The 17898-nt window shown below is 38.8% G+C and carries 13 protein-coding genes; 6 read left to right on the plus strand and 7 right to left on the minus strand.

What is annotated here, in order from left to right; genetic code table 11:
• Positions 1-19: 19 nt before the first annotated feature.
• Complete coding sequence (gene metG / locus E6H07_11335) at positions 20-2167, minus strand: methionine--tRNA ligase (GenBank protein TMI63371.1); 2148 nt, start codon at positions 2165-2167, stop codon at positions 20-22.
• 323 nt (positions 2168-2490) lie between these two features.
• On the opposite strand from metG, the gene E6H07_11340 reads away from it, so the two are divergent.
• The 4 genes from E6H07_11340 (at position 2491) to E6H07_11355 (ending at position 8044) form a co-directional block, all read left to right on the plus strand.
• Positions 2491-3585 carry a D-TA family PLP-dependent enzyme gene (locus tag E6H07_11340; protein TMI63372.1) on the plus strand — a complete coding sequence of 365 codons (1095 nt, stop codon included), beginning with the start codon at positions 2491-2493 and terminating at the stop codon, positions 3583-3585.
• A 72-nt stretch (positions 3586-3657) separates the two neighbouring features.
• Positions 3658-5211 (plus strand): DUF418 domain-containing protein, encoded by a 1554-nt coding sequence (locus E6H07_11345; GenBank protein TMI63373.1) that lies wholly within the window; start codon positions 3658-3660, stop codon positions 5209-5211.
• A 28-nt stretch (positions 5212-5239) separates the two neighbouring features.
• A complete protein-coding gene (locus E6H07_11350; protein ID TMI63374.1) occupies positions 5240-6793 on the plus strand; it encodes a DUF418 domain-containing protein in 1554 nt (517 codons plus the stop codon).
• 9 nt (positions 6794-6802) lie between these two features.
• Positions 6803-8044: a DUF418 domain-containing protein gene (locus E6H07_11355; protein TMI63375.1), complete on the plus strand. Its 1242-nt coding sequence runs from the start codon at positions 6803-6805 to the stop codon at positions 8042-8044.
• Between the two features lie 10 nt (positions 8045-8054).
• Here E6H07_11355 and E6H07_11360 read toward each other — a convergent pair whose 3' ends face one another.
• Both E6H07_11360 and E6H07_11365 read right to left on the minus strand, forming a co-directional pair.
• On the minus strand, positions 8055-8819 hold the full coding sequence (locus E6H07_11360; protein TMI63376.1) for an SDR family oxidoreductase: 765 nt from the start codon (positions 8817-8819) through the stop codon (positions 8055-8057).
• A 5-nt stretch (positions 8820-8824) separates the two neighbouring features.
• Positions 8825-10456: a hypothetical protein gene (locus E6H07_11365; protein TMI63377.1), complete on the minus strand. Its 1632-nt coding sequence runs from the start codon at positions 10454-10456 to the stop codon at positions 8825-8827.
• Between the two features lie 81 nt (positions 10457-10537).
• Between E6H07_11365 and E6H07_11370 the strand changes: the two genes are divergently transcribed.
• Both E6H07_11370 and E6H07_11375 read left to right on the plus strand, forming a co-directional pair.
• The gene (locus E6H07_11370) at positions 10538-11560 is read left to right on the plus strand and encodes an LD-carboxypeptidase (protein ID TMI63378.1); all 1023 of its coding nucleotides are present in this window, start codon (positions 10538-10540) and stop codon (positions 11558-11560) included.
• 39 nt (positions 11561-11599) lie between these two features.
• Complete coding sequence (locus E6H07_11375) at positions 11600-12508, plus strand: LD-carboxypeptidase (GenBank protein ID TMI63379.1); 909 nt, start codon at positions 11600-11602, stop codon at positions 12506-12508.
• A 47-nt stretch (positions 12509-12555) separates the two neighbouring features.
• Here E6H07_11375 and E6H07_11380 read toward each other — a convergent pair whose 3' ends face one another.
• The 4 genes from E6H07_11380 to E6H07_11395 all read right to left on the minus strand — a co-directional run bounded on the left by E6H07_11380 (position 12556) and on the right by E6H07_11395 (position 17810).
• Positions 12556-13710: a hypothetical protein gene (locus tag E6H07_11380; protein TMI63380.1), complete on the minus strand. Its 1155-nt coding sequence runs from the start codon at positions 13708-13710 to the stop codon at positions 12556-12558.
• Positions 13711-13803: 93 nt separating this feature from the next.
• Positions 13804-14952: a hypothetical protein gene (locus tag E6H07_11385; protein TMI63381.1), complete on the minus strand. Its 1149-nt coding sequence runs from the start codon at positions 14950-14952 to the stop codon at positions 13804-13806.
• Between the two features lie 25 nt (positions 14953-14977).
• Entirely contained in the window at positions 14978-15766 is a 789-nt protein-coding gene (locus E6H07_11390; protein ID TMI63382.1) for a lysophospholipase, read from the minus strand.
• A gap of 67 nt (positions 15767-15833) precedes the next feature.
• Entirely contained in the window at positions 15834-17810 is a 1977-nt protein-coding gene (locus E6H07_11395; protein ID TMI63383.1) for a potassium transporter Kup, read from the minus strand.
• Between the last annotated feature and the right edge of the window lie 88 nt (positions 17811-17898).

Consider the following 17898-nt stretch of genomic DNA (forward strand, 5'->3'; position numbering starts at 1 on the left):
GTGAGGCGGCTTTGATTATTTAACTTACAGCCGAGCCGGGACTCACTGCTTCTTCGGGTCTTAACAAACGAAGCTTGCCATCCTTATCTTCTGCTGTCAGGATCATTCCCTGGCTTTCGATGCCTTTCATTTTTCGCGGAGCAAGATTTACAACAAGTACTACCTGTTTACCCACCATTTCTTCTGCGGTATAGTGCAATGCAATGCCTGAGACAATTGTTCTTGTTTCTGTTCCGAGGTCAACAGACAATTTTAAAAGTTTATCAGCCTTCGGTACTTTTTCACATGCTGTTACTGTTCCGATGCGCATTTCCAGTTTAGCAAAATCATCATACTGGATTTCGGCCTTACTGGTTGTGGATTTTGGTTCTTCCATTTTCTTAGTTTCTGTTTTTACTAATCCTGCTTTTAGTTTTTCAATTTGAAAACTGATCTCATCATCTTCAATTTTTCTGAACAATAATTCCGGTGCCCGCAGACTATAGCCAACACTTAGCAGTTTTATTTTACCGGCATTTTGCCAATCCAGCATTTTGTCCACCACCTTCATCAGGCTCAGCATCTTTTTTGCCGTGTTGGGTAAAAATGGGTTGATGAAAATCGCAAGATTCGCAGTAAGCTGCAAACATAAATGCATACAGTTATCAATCGATTTTTGAGCCCCCTCTAAATCTCCCCCTGCAGGGGAGACTTTTGAAGACTCTAATTTTTTAGCAACGATCCATGGCTGTTTCTTCTGCATGTATTGATTGCCTCTCCGTGAAAGATCAATTACTTCAAACAATGCATCACGGAATTTATATTCTTCAAGGAATGCTTCAATTTTCGGCTTCGCATTTTCAATCTCTTTAATAATCCACTTGTCATCATCATCCAATACGTCTTCATGCAGCTTTGGTACTTTTCCGTTGCAGAGTTTATGCATCAGCACCCAGGTGCGATTTACAAAGTTTCCAAAAATTGAAACCAGCTCACTGTTCACTGCATCCTGGAATCCTTTCCATGTAAATTCACTATCCTTAGTTTCAGGAGCAATTTGAGTAAGATAGTAGCGCAGCATATCCACACATTGGCCACCGCCATTTTCTTTCTTTACAAAATCATTGATATAATCTCTCATGTCAAGCTTCCAGTTTCGGCTTGTGCTCATCTTATCGCCTTCAAGGTTCAGGAACTCATTCGCCGGAACATTATCCGGTATAATATTTCCATGCAACTTCAACATGATCGGAAAAATGATGCAATGAAATACAATATTATCCTTGCCTACAAAATGAACAAGCTTTGTATCCTTATCATTCCAGTATGGCGACCAATCTTTATTGTTATCAAGTCCCCATTGTTTGGTTGCACTGATATAACCGATCGGTGCATCAAACCATACATACAAAACCTTTCCTTCCGCACCGGCCACAGGAACTTTTATTCCCCAATCAAGATCTCTTGTTACAGCTCTTGATAGCAAACCGCCTTCGATCCAGCTTTTACATTGCCCTACAACAGTTCCTCTCCAGTCATCTTTATGTTGCTCTAATATCCATTTACGTAAAAAATCTTCATGCTTACCCAATGGCAAATACCAATGCGAAGTTTTTTTCTTCACGGGTGTCTGGCCGCTTAATGTACTCACCGGGTTTATCAGTTCATCAGGACTTAATGTTCTTCCGCAGGTTTCACATTGATCGCCATAGGCACGGTCACTGCCGCAGTTGGGACAAATACCTTTTATATAACGGTCAGCTAAAAAAGACTTTGCTTCTTCATCATAATACTGTTCCGTTTCTTTTACTTCTAATTCACCACGGTCATTCAGATATGTAAAGAATTCCTGCGCTGTTTCATGATGTAGCGGATCAGAAGTACGATGATAAATATCGAAGCTCATATCCAGGTCTTCAAAATCCTGCTTCATTGCTTCATGATATTTATCGATGATGGCGCGGGGCGTTGTTCCTTCTTTTGTCGCTTGTATAGGTATCGCCGTTCCGTGTTCATCACTGCCGCATACAAATACTACATCTCTTTTTTGCGACCGCAGGTAACGTACATATATATCCGCAGGTATATAGGCCCCGGCTAAATGGCCCACATGTTTCAATCCATTTGCATAAGGCAATGCACTGGTAACTAAGTATCGTTTAGGTTGAGTCATACTTGCGAGGAGCATAGCGACGAAGCAATCTCCTCAATAATTTTTATTTTATGTACCAAGCTTTAGTACTACTATTTATCTTCCTTTGCCAGTTTACCCTGAGCTTGTCGAAGGGCACTCTTGTACGTTCAGTAACCCGATAGCTATCGGGTCTATTCAGCAGGGAAGTTTGCAAAAATACCGGATTAACGGCCATTGCCCAAACGGCTTATAAGCCCAAAGAGAGCCACCGAGAAGAAGGAGTGCCATGGAGAAATAAGCCGCTCTGCGGTTCTCCGTTTTACTCAGTGATACTCTGTGGCCAATTTTATTTACATTGAGACAGAAAAATTATTCTTATGTCAAACTGGTACGAAATAAAAAACATCAATGAACTGGATTCACCTGCATTAGTTGTATTTCCGGATAGAGTAAAACATAATATCCAACTCGCAATAGAAATGATCGGCGATATAAACCGCCTGCGGCCGCATATCAAAACCAATAAATCACGGGAAGTAGCACAAATGATGCTGCAGGCTGGTATTACAAAATTCAAATGCGCAACTATTGCAGAAGCCGAAATGCTGGCTCAATGCAATGCGCCGGATGTACTGCTGGCTTACCAGCCACTTGGCCCAAAACTGAATCGCTTTATTTTACTTATAAAAAAATACCCGGCTACAAAATTTTCCTGTTTGACTGATAATATTGCGGCTGCAAATGAACAAGCTTCTGCTTTCAGTTTTGCAAATCTTAGTGTTTCGGTTTTTATCGATTTAAATGTCGGGATGAACCGTACAGGTATTTCACCGGATAAAGAAGTAATTGAATTATTCAATCATTGCAAAACACTAAAAGGGTTATCTGTTGTTGGCCTTCATGCTTATGATGGTCATATCCGTGATGTTGATTTTGAAGCGAAGAAAGAAAAATGCGATTCAGCATTTAAAATAGTCGAAGTTTTAAATGCTGAATTAAATCTGCCAACCATCATCATGGGTGGCTCACCGGCTTTTTCTGTCCATTGTAAAAGAAAAAACATAGAATGCAGCCCCGGCACATTTGTTTATTGGGATAAAGGTTATACTGATCTATGCCCCGAACAAAAAGTTCAAACTGCTGCTGTATTGATAACAAGAGTTATTTCTTTACCTGCTGCTGGTAAGATATGTCTTGATCTTGGGCATAAATCAGTAGCGGCAGAAAATGAAATTACTAAACGGGTTTACTTTCTCAATGCACCAGATTTGAAAGCAGTCAGTCAAAGTGAGGAGCATTTGGTTGTTGAGGCAGGAGAGGGGCATCACTACAAAACCGGCGATATTCTATATGGCCTTCCTTATCATATTTGCCCGACAGTTGCTTTGTATGATTCAGTTTATACAATTGAAAATGGTGAAGTAACAGGCGAATGGAAGAATGTAGCAAGAGATAGAAAGATAACCATCTAGTTGGGGCTTTATTTCTCATACCGGATAGTTATACCTACCTTAGGATACCTCTACTAGTTGAAACAAACCACCATGCCACACCAAAACTTAACTCCTGTTGGGCAACAAGAACGCATCCAGACTATTGATATTCTTAGAGCTTTTGCTCTTTTAGGAGTTGTGATTGCCAACTTTACTGTAGATAACCAGGGAGTAACTCCTGCAGAAGGAAGAACAGGGTTCTTTGATCAACTCGTTTATTGGCCCATCCGTTTTTTTATTGACGACAAAGCTATGTCCATGTATTGTTTCCTCTTCGGATTAGGCTTTGCCATTCAGTTACTGAGGGCTGAAGAAAGAAAAGCGCCATTTGTATTTACGTTCATTCGCCGGATGATCGTTCTTTTTATTATTGGTGTGATTGCATCTTGCCTTAGTGCAGAAACTATCCCTCATGAATACGCCATGGTGGGTTTGCTTCTTTTGATCTTTTATAAAATACCTGGGAAATTTTTACCCATACTGGCACTGCTTTGTGTATTGGTTCCTTTTGCAAGAGATATTATCATTCAGCAAAAATCCGCAGCCGTTGTTAATTCACGCAAAGAGATTCTAATTGACACAACATTGCTGAACAGATATGTTGGAGTGTATCAAAATCAACTAGACACCACAAGAAAAGCGATCATTGTAAGAGATAAAGATACTTTATTCGGTGAAGGTATGTCTATGCGAATCCGATTATCCGGCGTGTCCGATTCTGAGTTTATCCGAAGAGAGTTTAATCATACTTTTACATTTCATAAAGACTCTACCGGAGAAATCAGCAGCTACGTTATTAGTATCCCTGGTCAAAGCAATTTGATCTATCGTAGGATCAATGCCGATTTACAGGAAGCGTTGAAAAAGCAAATCGAGAACAGAAGTGCCACAAATCAACAAAAAAACAAACCGTCCTATACGCAATTTGTGGTGAACAATGCAATAGGTTTCTGGAACCGTTTTAAGAACTGGTCATGGAAAGATTTCTTTTGGGGATCTGATATCACTGATATACTTTCTTATTTTCTGATCGGGTTATATGCGGGTCGACGAAGAATTTTTTATGATGTAACGGCCAATAAGCGATTCCTGGAAAAAGTAAAATTGTGGGGATTTATAATTGGAACAATCGGAATGCTGATCTTGCTTGGATCAGAAGCATGGAATTATATCCATAACATACGATTCAGATCCTATCCTCAAGTTCTAAGATTGTTTGTTAGTCTTTCGTGGAGCCTTGGTGTCATGGCCATGACCTTTGCTTATGCAGCTGCATTAACATTACTTCTGCAAAATGATAATTGGAAAAAACGTTTGGCATTTCTTGCACCTGTTGGCAGAATGGGTTTGACCAATTATCTACTTCATGTTATTCCCTATGTAGTGTTTTTCCATTATGGATTTGACCTCAGCGGAAAGATCGGTCCTTTTTATAGATTGTTACTTGCATTACCAGTTTATGCCGGCCTCATCTTCCTCAGTCATTGGTGGTTTAAGCATTTCCGCATTGGTCCGGTAGAATGGTTATGGCGTTCGCTTACTTATTTAAAATTTCAACCAATGAGATTGAAGACAGAAGATAAAATAGAAGCTACTCGGGAATAAATCAGATTCATAATATAACCGAACCAACATGCAACAGCAAACACTCCAGCCTGTAGCACCACAGGAACGCATTCAGACTATTGATATTATTCGTGGAATTGCGCTGCTAGGCATCCTGGTAGTAAACATGACGGTTGACAACCCGGGTATGGTGCCCATGCAGGGGCGGGCAGGTTTTTTTGATCAACTTGCTTACTGGTCAATCAAATTTTTCCTGGATGATAAATTCATGAACATTTTTTGTTTTCTATTTGGGCTTGGCTTTGCTATTCAAATGCTAAGAGCCAAAGAAAAGGACAGCAATTTTATTTTTATTTACATGCGCCGCCTGATAGTTCTTTTCCTGTTTGGTGCATTTATAAAAATATTTATTACTGGCCGTGGTGTACTTGATGAATATGCAATGGCAGGCCTGGTGCTTTTAATTCTATATAAGCTACCGAAGAAATTTTTGCCATGGCTTGCGGTAGCTTGTATCTTTTTTTATTGGACCCGGGATACAATTAACCGTCAGCCCAAGATGCCGTCAGTCAATAAAAACATTACAATAGATACTGCCAAACTGGATAGCTATGTTGGAGTTTACCAGTTATCACCCGTATTAAACGTGATTTTAATAAGAAAAGGAAATAAATTAATTGAGGAGGGGCCGACAATTCATTACCGATTAGCTCCCTTTTCTGATTCAGAGTTCTTCCGGGTTGATGCAAATGGCAGAATAAAATTCATGAAAGACTCCGCAGGAAATGTAGATAGGTTTGTTAACGTTAATGCAGATGGCAGAAAAACCACCTGGAAAAAAATAAACACGGACCTGCAGCTTGCGTTGAAAGAGCAATTAAAGAAAAGAAAGGCAATGAAATTTGACCAGCAAAAAATAACTTATAAGAAGTTTATAACCCGGAATGCAAAAAATTTCTGGGGTTGGGTGAAAAATATAACCTGGAAAGATTTTGTTCTTGGATTTCTTGGCGGAATACTGCCTCTGTTTTTCTTAGGCACTTATGCAGGCCGACGGAAAGTATTTTCAGATATTCCTGCAAACCGATCGTTTTTCCAAAACACAATAAAGTGGTGCCTGATTTTTGGAACGACGGGAATAATAATTCCACTCGGGTATGATGCTTTTCAGTATATAAATGGCAGCCCTTATGAATCCTATTACAGGTTATTTCTCTGGTACCGCTTATGCTGGGATATTGGCGCAATTCTCATGGCATTGGGGATTATAGCATGGCTGACATTATTACTTGAAAAGCCAGAATGGAAAAAACGGCTTTCATTTTTTATACCTGTTGGCCGGATGGGACTCACCAGTTATTTATTATCGTTAATGATAGCAGACCGTTTCATATTAGGAGATCAGGGTTTTGCACTTGCCGGACAAATAGGCCTTTTTTTGAGATTGTTATTTGCACTCGCTGCGTTTGTGTTGATTCTTATTTTTAGCCATTGGTGGTTTAAACATTTCCGCATTGGTCCGGCAGAATGGCTCTGGCGTTCGCTTACTTATTTAAAATTTCAGCCGATGCGGTTAAAGGGTGCAGATGAATCAGAAATAAAACAAACTCTAAATATTTAAAACTACACCATGATACAAGCAACCGTTGGCCCGGTAACTTTGAAACAACGTATTCATATACTTGACATTCTTCGAGGGTTTGCTCTTTTCGGAATTTTATTAGTAAATATTGTGGATGATTATAGTTTTTCAGTTCCCAAAACCTCACCCGACTTTAATGAAGTAAATAGTTGGATAAGGCAAATAGTTATTGATATTGCCGAAGGAAATTTTTATCCCATATTCGCTTTTTTATTTGGAATTGGCTTTGCAATCTGGATGGATAAATCCATGAAAAAAAATGGAGGGCCGATGAGGTTTGTATGGAGATCTTTGATTTTACTTTTGTTGGCTTGCTTTTTTTATATATTTATTGAAGAAAGAAATATTTTAATACGGTATTCCATTTTAAGTATTCCCTTATTGTTATTTTATAAAGCCGGCCCTAAAACATTATTAACAGCTGCATTAATATTTTTAATACTTGCAGTTTTTTATCGTCCCTTTCGCTTGCTGATAGACAAAAAGAAGAGCCCTCAGGAAATAGCGTTGATTAAAAAGGCAAGAGCGCCTATTGATTCTGCATGGGCGTTAGCTGAAAGAAAGAAAGATTTCTTGAGTTTTTCAAAAGCAAGATTGGCTAGTTTACCAGGTCAATTAGAATCAGTATATACATTTAAGCACCAGTCATTACCAATTATATTCTGCATTTTTTTATTGGGTGTATACAGTTGGAGAAAAGGTTTGTTCACTTCTATTGAGAAACATGCTGTTTTCTGGAAAAGAATATTTTGGGGAGGGCTCATTATTGGAGTTGGGGGCAATCTTTTGCATTTCATCGTTTGGGGTCTGGCTTTAAAAAAAATAATTACCCCTGATTGGGAGACTATCAGTTACTTAATTAAGATAGCCGACCCTGCTTTAAGCTTTTTTTACATTTCTTTATTCGTATTAGGTTATCAAAAATTAAAAGGCCGGAAAAATATTTTACTTGATGCACTAAAAGATACAGGACGAATACCCCTTACCAATTATTTTACTCAATGCATTGCAATGGCTCTGCTCATGTTTCCGTATGGACTTGGGTTGGATGGGAAGCTTTACACACAATATTTAGTTTTGATTGCCGTTTCAATTTTCATCTTACAAGTCATTTTCAGTGTTTTCTGGATGAAATATTTCCTTTACGGCCCGGCAGAATGGTTATGGCGTTCGCTTACTTATTTAAAATTTCAGTCGATGCGGTTGAAAGAACCTGATAAGAAAGAATAATAATACTGAGTTAGTAAGGAGATGGACTCACTGATGTCCATCCTCCATCAATTATCAAACTCTGTCCTGTAATATGTGCTGCGTTGGGTGATACCAGGAACAAAGCGGCATTTGCAATATCTGTTGTAGTTGCGGGTTTTCCAATTGGAGTAATTCGACTCCACGTTTTTTCATATTCCTTATCATCTGTTGTTCTTTCAGTTAATGTAGCACCGGGTGCAATAGTATTCACAGTAATCTTATAAGGCGATAGTTCAATCACTAAATTTTTTGCCAGCATTTCCAATCCGGCTTTAGTAATTGCATAGGCAGCCAGGTTTTTATGAGCCTGGTGTCCTACAACTGATGACATAAATAAAATACTTCCACCCGATTCCTGTTTTTTCATTTGCTTAGCCGCTGACTGTGCAAGAAAAAAACTTCCACCAAGATTCAATTTCATTACTTTCTCAAATGAATCGGATGTATAATCAAAAAAATCTGCATATAAAGTAATACCAGCATTTGCTATTGCAATGGTAAGTTTCCCAAAACGTCTTACAGCAGATTCCACCATTTGGTTGATAAATGAAATATTTGAAGCATCGCCGGCAAGGCCATCACATATGCATCCTTCTTTTGTTATTTTATTTACGGCTGATGTGGTAAGACTTTCATCAATGTCGTTTAATAGAACTGATGCTCCATGCAATGCAAGCTGGTGTGCAATTTCAAAACCAATGCCCTGGCCTGCGCCTGTAACTACTGCAACATGGTTATGAAAAGGTTGCTGCATAAAATTTACTTTTTCTTTTTGTGGCCAAACATCCAGCTTAAATATTCTGCTTCTGCAAAAGCATTATCCCAGCTATTATGTTTTACGCCGGGATATTCTGAATATTTTACCTCTGCCTTTAAAGATTTTAGTTTGTCCACCATTTCCCTAGAGAGTTTTACATCTACTGAGGCATCAGCATCACCATGAAAAATCCAAAACGCAGTTTTTGTAATTCTTTTATCATAATGGTTCACATCACCACCACCGCAAATAGGCAATGCAGCAGCATACAGATCGGGATTTCTATATACCGATTCAAATGTTCCCATACCACCAAGTGATAAACCAGAGATATAAATTTTCGATTTGTCAACTCCTTCTTCATTTGAAAGCTTTCTTACAAGGTCGTTTGCTGCAAGCAATGGCCAGTTGCCTTCCATTGTATAATCAAAATCCATTTTAACAGGTTGAACATTCCTGTCAATTTTTATTACAGCCCAGGCTGATTCCTGCGGGCATTGGGGAAATACAACGATAGCAGGGAAGTTCTTCCTGTTTTCATCCTTCAGAAAAAGTTTAGCACCATGTGTCAGTTGTTTTTCATTATCGTTCCCTCTTTCTCCTGAGCCATGCAGAAATAAGATCAAAGGATATTTTTTTGTTTTATCATAATTCTCGGGATATAAAACCCGGTAAGGAAGTGTTTTTCCATCCGCATAGACATATTCTTTTTTCTGGTAAATATCGAAAGCCGTATTAGCTGGTGCTGGTGCTTTCTTTGCAAGCAATCCCATCACTCCCATCCATTCATAGAAACGTTCGATCCAGTTATCAGTCGGTAAATTTTGTTTGCGCATACCAAACCCGTGATTGCCTTTTGCATACAGATGCATTTCAGCATCCTTTTTATTGGCGATCCATTTACTATAGAGATCTATACTGTGTGGAGCAAAACCAAAATGATCATCAGTAGCTGTTACAGTAAACAAGGGTGGTGCATCATTAGCAACAGTGCCATGCATCGAAGAAGGAAAGAAAGGATAAATAGGTGCAAAAAAATCAGGCTTATTTTCTTTTGAATAACCAAATGCAACTGACCCGGCTAATGTGCCTCCGGCAGAAAAGCCGATAAAGCCGATCCTGTCCGTTGCGATATTAAATTCCGTGGCATGTTTACGTACATAAGCAATTGCATTTCTTGCGTCGGCTATTGCCAGCGGAATAAGTTTGCCTGTTTGATCTTCTAATTCTTTCGTTCCCAGTTTTTTCGTGAATTCTTCAGTAGGGTCATTAGTTAAGCAATGTATTAGCCGGTATTTCAAAACAAAACAGGTAACTCCTTTTTGCACCAGCCATTTTGCCACATCATATCCCTCGCTGTTGATGGATAAGGCATGAAAACCACCACCGGGTGCTATGATCATTGCTGTTCCGTTAGCTTTATCAGCATCGGGTGCGAATACTATTAATGTTGGTTTCGATACATTATACACAACCTTTGTTCCCCAGGAATTTTTATCATTTTCTTTTTCTTCCCAATTCCATGTTTCCGAACCGGGAGCAGGGCCGTCATATAACTGAATTACTTTTTGTTGGGCATTAATAAACGAGAAAAGAAAAAAAGAGATAACTAATGGCAGGAAGAACTTTTTCATATGTTGCAGTTTACAGATTTAAATATATTCAAACTTATTTAAAAGCAATCCTTCGTATCTTTTTATCGAAAATCAATTTAAATGAATCGCAAAAATTTCCTTGGCTCTGCACTGGTGTCAGCATTCGCCATCCCTTCTTTTGGCAAAACTGAAATTTCTTTTGAAGACGAAGCAACTTCACCCATATTACCGAAATACCTGAAGGAGGGAGATACGATCGGTATTACTTCGCCTGCAGGTTATATTACCCTGGAAGAAATGCAGCCTGCAGTTAAACAAATGGAAAGCTGGGGATTTCAAATCAAAATTGGAGATACGATCGGTAAAAAAGATTTTACATTCGGCGGAACAGATGAAGAAAGAAGAAAGGATTTTCAACAGATGCTGGATGATCCGAAAATAAAAGCCATTATGTGTGCAAGAGGTGGCTATGGCGCTGTGCGGATCATTGACGGATTAAACTGGACAAAATTCAAAGTAAAACCAAAATGGATCATTGGCTTTAGTGATATCACCGTTTTTCATACACACCTCAACAGAAATTTTGGTATTGCTTCCATTCATTCAAAAATGACTAACAGTTTCCCGGAAGATTGGAGTAAAGCAGAACCAATACAGATTGAAACAATTGAATCAATACAGCAAATGCTAAAGGGAATACACCAGGAGTACAAAGCCATTCCGAATACAAATAATAAAACCGGAAAAGGAGAAGGTGTATTGGTTGGAGGAAACTTAAAACTGATCGAAACTCTTGCTGGTACTCCTTCCGATTTAAAAACGGAAGGAAAGATATTGTTTGTGGAAGATACCGGCGAGTATATGTATAGCATTGACCGTATGTTCTGGAACCTGAAGCGAACCGGAAAACTTTCAAAACTAAAGGGATTGATCATTGGTGGATTTAAAGTAAAAAAAGACGAAGACACCGAGGATTTTGGAAAAACACTGGAAGAAATCGTTTTGGAGAAAGTAAAAAACTATTCTTACCCCGTTTGTTTTGATTTTCCGGTTGGCCATCAACGGAATAATTTTGCATTGAAACATGGGGCAAATCACCGGTTGATAGTTAACCCTGAATTTGCTACACTTCGTGAAATTTAATCAGTTCATATTAGTAAATTGCCGGAATAAGAATTAACTATGAGTCAGATCCCTCCATACCTGCAACCCGGCGACACGATCGGCATCGTTTGTCCCGCAGGTTATATGCAATTTGAAAATGCGCAGACATGCATTGATACTTTACTACAATGGGGTTATAAAGTAAAAACAGGTAAAACGCTTGGCAGTACTTCGCAAAATTATTTTTCCGGTACTGATGAGGAGCGGCTGAAAGATTTCCAGGAAATGCTGGATGATGAAGAAGTGAGTGCAGTATTATGTGGCCGCGGAGGTTATGGTATGACAAGGATCATAGATAGGATCAATTTTAAAAAATTCCGAAAAAATCCTAAATGGGTGATCGGGTTTAGTGATATCACTGTTCTGCATTCACATATTTACGCCAATTATGACATTGCAACATTACATGCACCAATGTCTGCAGCATTCAATGATGGGGGTGCTGTAAACGAATATGTTCAATCTTTGAGAAAGGTGCTGAAGGGAAAAGCGATAAGTTATAATTGCGCCAGTCATGAATTTAACCGGCTGGGGGAAGCAACCGGTGAATTGGTTGGTGGTAATCTTGCTTTGCTTGCCCATCTTGTCGGTTCTGAATCGGATATTAAGACCAAGAACAGGATATTATTCCTGGAAGATATAGGAGAGTACCTGTATAATATTGACAGGATGATGTATCAACTCAAACGTGCCGGTAAATTAGCCAAACTCGCAGGGCTGATCGTTGGCGGCTTTACTGATAACAAAGATACAGATAGACCATTCGGTCGATCTGCATATGAAATTATCCGTGACACAGTAAGTGAATATAAATATCCTGTTTGCTTTGGTTTTCCTGTTAGTCATGAAAAAGAGAATTATGCATTGAAAGTTGGTGTGAAATATGACCTGAGGGTTGATACGTTCGAGGTTTCATTGGAGGAATAAAAAAAGACAAGCAAAGCTTGTCTCTAAAAAACGAACCAATATGAAACCTAAAACCGACTGTAGTAGTTTCTTAATCTTCCGGCAATACCGTTATCGATATTGTTTACGATAGTCCGGATAATATCATTTTCATAAGGAGGATTTTCACGTTGGCGGTTTATCAATTGTTTATCTGCATCACTCAGTGCTCTTTCGTCACCAGTGTAAGTTGCAAATTCACTGCACCAATTATGGTCACCTCTTAGCTCATCACTCCATAACCAACGGCCATCCTGATCTTTTACATTTACCTGCAAAAATCCTTCTGATAGCATTGTTCTTTTTGTCGTGGTGATTCTTGCTTTCACATCTTTATATTCATACACGATGGAATCAGGACGATATACAGTTTCTTTCACAACGATCCTTTTTGTAACATCCCGGTAGGAGTTTTCATCTCTTGTACGACCAATATTGAAGTTGCTGAAACGCATATCAATAAACTGGTCGGGTCTTACATTATTACTTCTTGCTTCTCCTTCGGAATAAAATCTTACAAAATCATTTCCAGTGTTATATCTTAATTGTCTCAGAATTTCATCATCAAGATTGCGGATGGAATTATTGCTGTTGTAAGAACCATACCTGTATCTGTTGTCAGTCATTTGTAGGACTACCACATTTATCACGGCCATTTCATAGGCATCGGTCAATTTGTTTTTTAATGAAATATCGCTGCCATGTTTGAAGCCATCAGCCACACGATATTCATAATAGGCGTTTTTATACGCCTGCCTGTTATCCTGGCTAAACCAATTATTGCCTCTTTCAATTCTTGTATCAGCAGCTTTGTCACGATATGTTTCAACATAAGAAGAATAGTCAACGGGATCTACAACACTTGCAACCGTAACATTCCCTTTTGTAAGATCGTAGAGTCGTTGTAAAGCTGAATACTCATTGTACATCCATTCCCATCTCAATTCGTTTGTGGAATTTGAGTGGGAGCGGATATTGCTTTCATGATCATTAACCGCATACTGGTAAGCTGAACGAATGAGACCCTGTAACTCAGCATCATCCGGTTTTTTCTGAAGTTTCTTTGCCGCCAGTTCAACGGCTTCATCGTAATTACCCTTGTTGTAAAGCTTGGTAGCAGTTTTACAACTAACGAAAAATGTTACAGCAAGTAAAGTAAATAAAGTGTAAAATTTTGTTTTCATATAACCTCCGCTTTTGAAGTATAATTCAAAAAGCAAACCAGTCGCAACATTGGTTTTCCTTTTAGAGAATACTTAACAACGGCTTAAAGAAAACTAAAAACCGGCATAGCGGCTTTGGAGATAGGAGAGAATTTTTTCCTTCAACTGTTTTAGGAGTATTGATGCGATTTCATTATCAGTGGGAGGGTTTTTTACTGGATTTCTAAGTTGTGATCGGTCATTGGCAGTTAAAGCCCGCCGGTCGCCGGTATAAGTATTTATTTCACTATTCCATTCGTAAGTAGCGGCGAATTCCTGTTTGTCAATTACATTTTGATTTCTGCCGATAATTTCCATTTTAAGAGTGCCTGTCGAATTAGATAGCGTACGGGTGGTGGTAATGGTGGCAGATGCAGGTGTTGTGCCGGTACCACTGGTCGTACTTCTTCTTCCACCGGACGTATAGGGCTGATTATTTACTGCATCCCGGCTATTATTGTCTTTGGTGATGATGCCAATATCAAATTGTGTAAGTTCAAGTTTTATTGATTCATCCGGATCAGGGCTTTCACTTCCAATACTAATAAAAACTGGAGTGTTTTGATTCTGCATGTTTTGAAGTATTGCCTTGTAAAACTCACGTATATCAGTATTATAATGGCTATGCTTTGCATCCGTAACAGGTTCATGAATGATGATGTTGATCAAAGCACACTGTAGACTTTCTTTTAACTTATCAGTGAGATAGGGCACGCCCGGTCGGAGTTCCTGTAGTTTAAGCAGGTTGTAATAGGATTTCCTGCATGAAGCTTTATCTCCATTGTTTAAAAGATTTTCTGATTCAGATATCAATGTTTTTGCAAGATTTTCTTTAGCTGTATTTAATTCCTCCGAATAATCAACCGGTTTGACTGTTATTGCAAGCCCCGGTATAGATTGAATACTTATGTATAGTTGCTGAAGGGCTTTGTATTCCTCATAAATAATTTCATTTTTATTAGTCAATGTTGCAGGGGGCACCTCATTTAGTCGTACGAGGTGTGATTGTTGTAAGCTTTTGTATTGCTTTGAAACAGATGAAATGGTTTTTTCATCTCTCGGATTTTTCTGCAGCTTATTTATTTGTTTTTCAAAACTATTGTCCTCGGGTTGTTGAATATTTTTTTGAGAACTGCATTGCAAAAATATAATGCAGATAACGGGGGTCAATATCCGGGTAATGTAACTAAGCATACGATCAGCTTTTCTAATCTCTATTTTCATATCGTCCCTGTGATCAGGCGGGTTGCTAATATTTTAAAATATCCCTTATAAAACTATGATACTCCGGAAAATTGGGTAAATCATTATGATGCCCGCCCGGTATTCTTATCAGGGTTATTTTACGTGAGTTCTTCTTTTGTAACCTTTCGCTATGTTTAAGTGGAATCAACCAATCTTTTGTACCGTGAAGTATATAAGTGTGGCATTTTACTTTTTCTATCCACAAGTCGGTACGCAATTGAAACCGTAAAACGATCCGAACTGGAAGTATCGGTAAAAATCGCTCAACTACTTTTCTGAAACTGAAATAAGGTGCATCAAGAATTAAATATCTCGGATTATTATCCGACGCAAGTTTAGTTGCAAAACCACTGCCCATGCTACGACCATAAACAATCAAATGGTCTTCTGCATATTTTTTTCTGAGTTCATCATATACAAACTGCATATCATTCAGCATTTCCCTTTCACTACGCTTGCCAGTGCTTTTGCCAAAACCACGATAGTCAACGAGTACCACATCGTAATTATAACGGTAAAAATCACGGGCATATTTGGCCCAACCTTTTATACTTCTTGTATTGCCATGAAAATAAAGAATGAGTCCGCTGGGTTTTTCCCGGGAGAAATGAAGTCCGTTTATCCGGACACCCGGTTCAATATCAAAAAAATATTCTTCAAAGGGGATATCATATTTGAATTCAAAATCCTGTTTGAGTTTTTCAGGTTTGAAAATAAACTTCTCCTGCAGGAAATAGGCAAGCACAGAAAGCAATACAATGCTGCCGGCAATATAGTAGATGAAAGTTGGCAATTAGAATTGAAGCTATCCCGATGAAGATACAAAACTCAAAATAATAACCCGTATAATGGACTATTATCTAATCTTCCACTCTTTTTAATTTCAGATTTGTAACCGGTGCCACGATCATGGGGAATTTTTCAACCGTAACATTTGAAACATCGAGACCAAAACCTTTTTCTTCTGACAAACTGATCTCCTTCAACCAGAAATGGAATTTCATGATAACACGTTCCAAAAATGGCAGTTCATTATCCTGGCTCAGATATTTTTCCATTACTACAAACTGGAAGTCGCCGACCGTATGACTGCTGGCAAGACTTTCATAACGGCTTGTAATATTCACTTCTTTATTAGCCACAAGGTCTTCCACCACTTTACGGAACATCAGGTTGATCTTTGGCTCTATTCTAAAACCAAGCCTGAAATCAATGCGGATGATATCATTTGGTATAATATGTTCAACTCTATATTCAGATGTATAGGGATCATCAAGTGTATCGACATGCACTAGCCAATAAATGTCGGCACGTTTAGGTTTTTTGTTCAAAATAGAATAAATGATCTTATGCTCGATCTCTTTAGGATTATTGGCGCTGGTAAGATAAACAAGGTGTGTTGAGTATTTAGGAACCGATCTGTCATTACTTAACTCCTGGATCTTTGGTATGTAATGTTCAAGCCTCACAAACTCCACATAGCGGTTCTTGATCTTTCTTGCACGGAACCAGACATACATTACACCAAACATTATAAACCCAATGATCAAAGTAATATAACCGCCATGCATGAATTTTACCATCAATGCAATGAGGTAACCGATCTCTAATACAATATATACGGTAAGAAATAAATAGATCCAGATAGATTTGACACGCTGCAAAACAAGATAATTGGCAAACAGTAAAGTCGTCATCAGCATGGTAACGATAATGGCGAGACCATAGGCTGCTTCCATATTGGATGATTCGCGGAAATAAAGTACTACACCGGCACATCCGAGAAACATAATTATGTTAATGGCTGGAACAAATAATTGTCCTTTTGCTTCAGATGGATATTTAATTCTGAGTTTGGGCCAGAGGTTTAACCGCATTGCTTCACTAATTAAAGTAAATGCACCGGAAACCATAGCCTGGCTGGCGATAATAGCTGCGGATGTGGCGATGATGACACCGGGTATGATAAACCATTGCGGCATCAGATCATAAAATGCATTGATGCCGTTTTTTGCTTTAAAATCATCTGTGATTATATCCCCGGCATGTTCTTTCAGGAGATAAGCGCCTTGCCCGAAATAATTTAACAGCAAACATGTTTTTACATAGACCCACGACGTACGGATATTCTGCTTTCCGCAATGTCCAAGGTCACTATAAAGCGCCTCGGCGCCTGTTGTACAAAGAAATACTGCACCGAGTAACCAATAACCCTGCGGGTAATTTCTTAAAAAATTGATCGCATAATACGGACTAAGGGCTTTAAATATTGCTAAATCGTCAAACACATGTACCAGTCCCAATACCATCAGCATAGTAAACCAGACAAGCATCACCGGTCCAAACATTTTACCAATGGATGCAGTACCAAATTGCTGCATGAAGAAAAAGAAAACAAGGATTGTGATTACAATTACAACCACTGAATTACTACCCTGGTGAATATTCAGAGCCGGTAGTTCTTTTAATCCTTCCACCGCAGAAGTAATTGAAATGGGTGGTGTAATAATACCATCGGCAAGCAGGGCAGCGCCGCCGATCATAGCTGGTAGTACGAGCCATTTTTTTCTTCGCCTCACCAGTGCGTACAAAGCGAATGTTCCGCCTTCACCGCGGTTATCTGCACGCAATACGAGGAAAACATATTTAATAGTGGTTTGTAATGTAAGTGTCCAAATGATACAGGAAAGGGTACCAAGAATTAATTCTTCACTTACCATTTTATCGTCAATAATGGCATTAAACACATAGAGCGGGGAAGTACCGATATCTCCATAAATAATTCCAAGTGCAATCAGTAGGCCGGCTAGTGTAGCTTTATTATTCGGGTGTTTCACTTTGTGAGCTTGTATTTTCCAGGAAGTTCCGGGCCGGGGGTTGACCGGTACAGATTTTCTCAGGTAACAATCTTACAAAGTTATATGG

It is taken from the genome of Bacteroidota bacterium (genome assembly GCA_005882315.1).
Classification (GTDB): domain Bacteria; phylum Bacteroidota; class Bacteroidia; order Chitinophagales; family Chitinophagaceae; genus VBAR01.

Bases quoted from the DNA above. Each gene is read 5' to 3' on its own strand.
- E6H07_11340 (TMI63372.1), top strand. From the start codon at position 2,491: ATGTCAAACTGGTACGAAATAAAAAACATCAATGAACTGGATTCACCT.
- E6H07_11380 (TMI63380.1), bottom strand. From the start codon at position 13,710: ATGAAAACAAAATTTTACACTTTATTTACTTTACTTGCTGTAACATTT.
- E6H07_11345 (TMI63373.1), top strand. From the start codon at position 3,658: ATGCCACACCAAAACTTAACTCCTGTTGGGCAACAAGAACGCATCCAG.
- metG (TMI63371.1), bottom strand. From the start codon at position 2,167: ATGCTCCTCGCAAGTATGACTCAACCTAAACGATACTTAGTTACCAGT.
- E6H07_11355 (TMI63375.1), top strand. From the start codon at position 6,803: ATGATACAAGCAACCGTTGGCCCGGTAACTTTGAAACAACGTATTCAT.
- E6H07_11360 (TMI63376.1), bottom strand. From the start codon at position 8,819: ATGCAGCAACCTTTTCATAACCATGTTGCAGTAGTTACAGGCGCAGGC.
- E6H07_11385 (TMI63381.1), bottom strand. From the start codon at position 14,952: ATGAAAATAGAGATTAGAAAAGCTGATCGTATGCTTAGTTACATTACC.
- E6H07_11350 (TMI63374.1), top strand. From the start codon at position 5,240: ATGCAACAGCAAACACTCCAGCCTGTAGCACCACAGGAACGCATTCAG.
- E6H07_11365 (TMI63377.1), bottom strand. From the start codon at position 10,456: ATGAAAAAGTTCTTCCTGCCATTAGTTATCTCTTTTTTTCTTTTCTCG.
- E6H07_11375 (TMI63379.1), top strand. From the start codon at position 11,600: ATGAGTCAGATCCCTCCATACCTGCAACCCGGCGACACGATCGGCATC.
- E6H07_11370 (TMI63378.1), top strand. From the start codon at position 10,538: ATGAATCGCAAAAATTTCCTTGGCTCTGCACTGGTGTCAGCATTCGCC.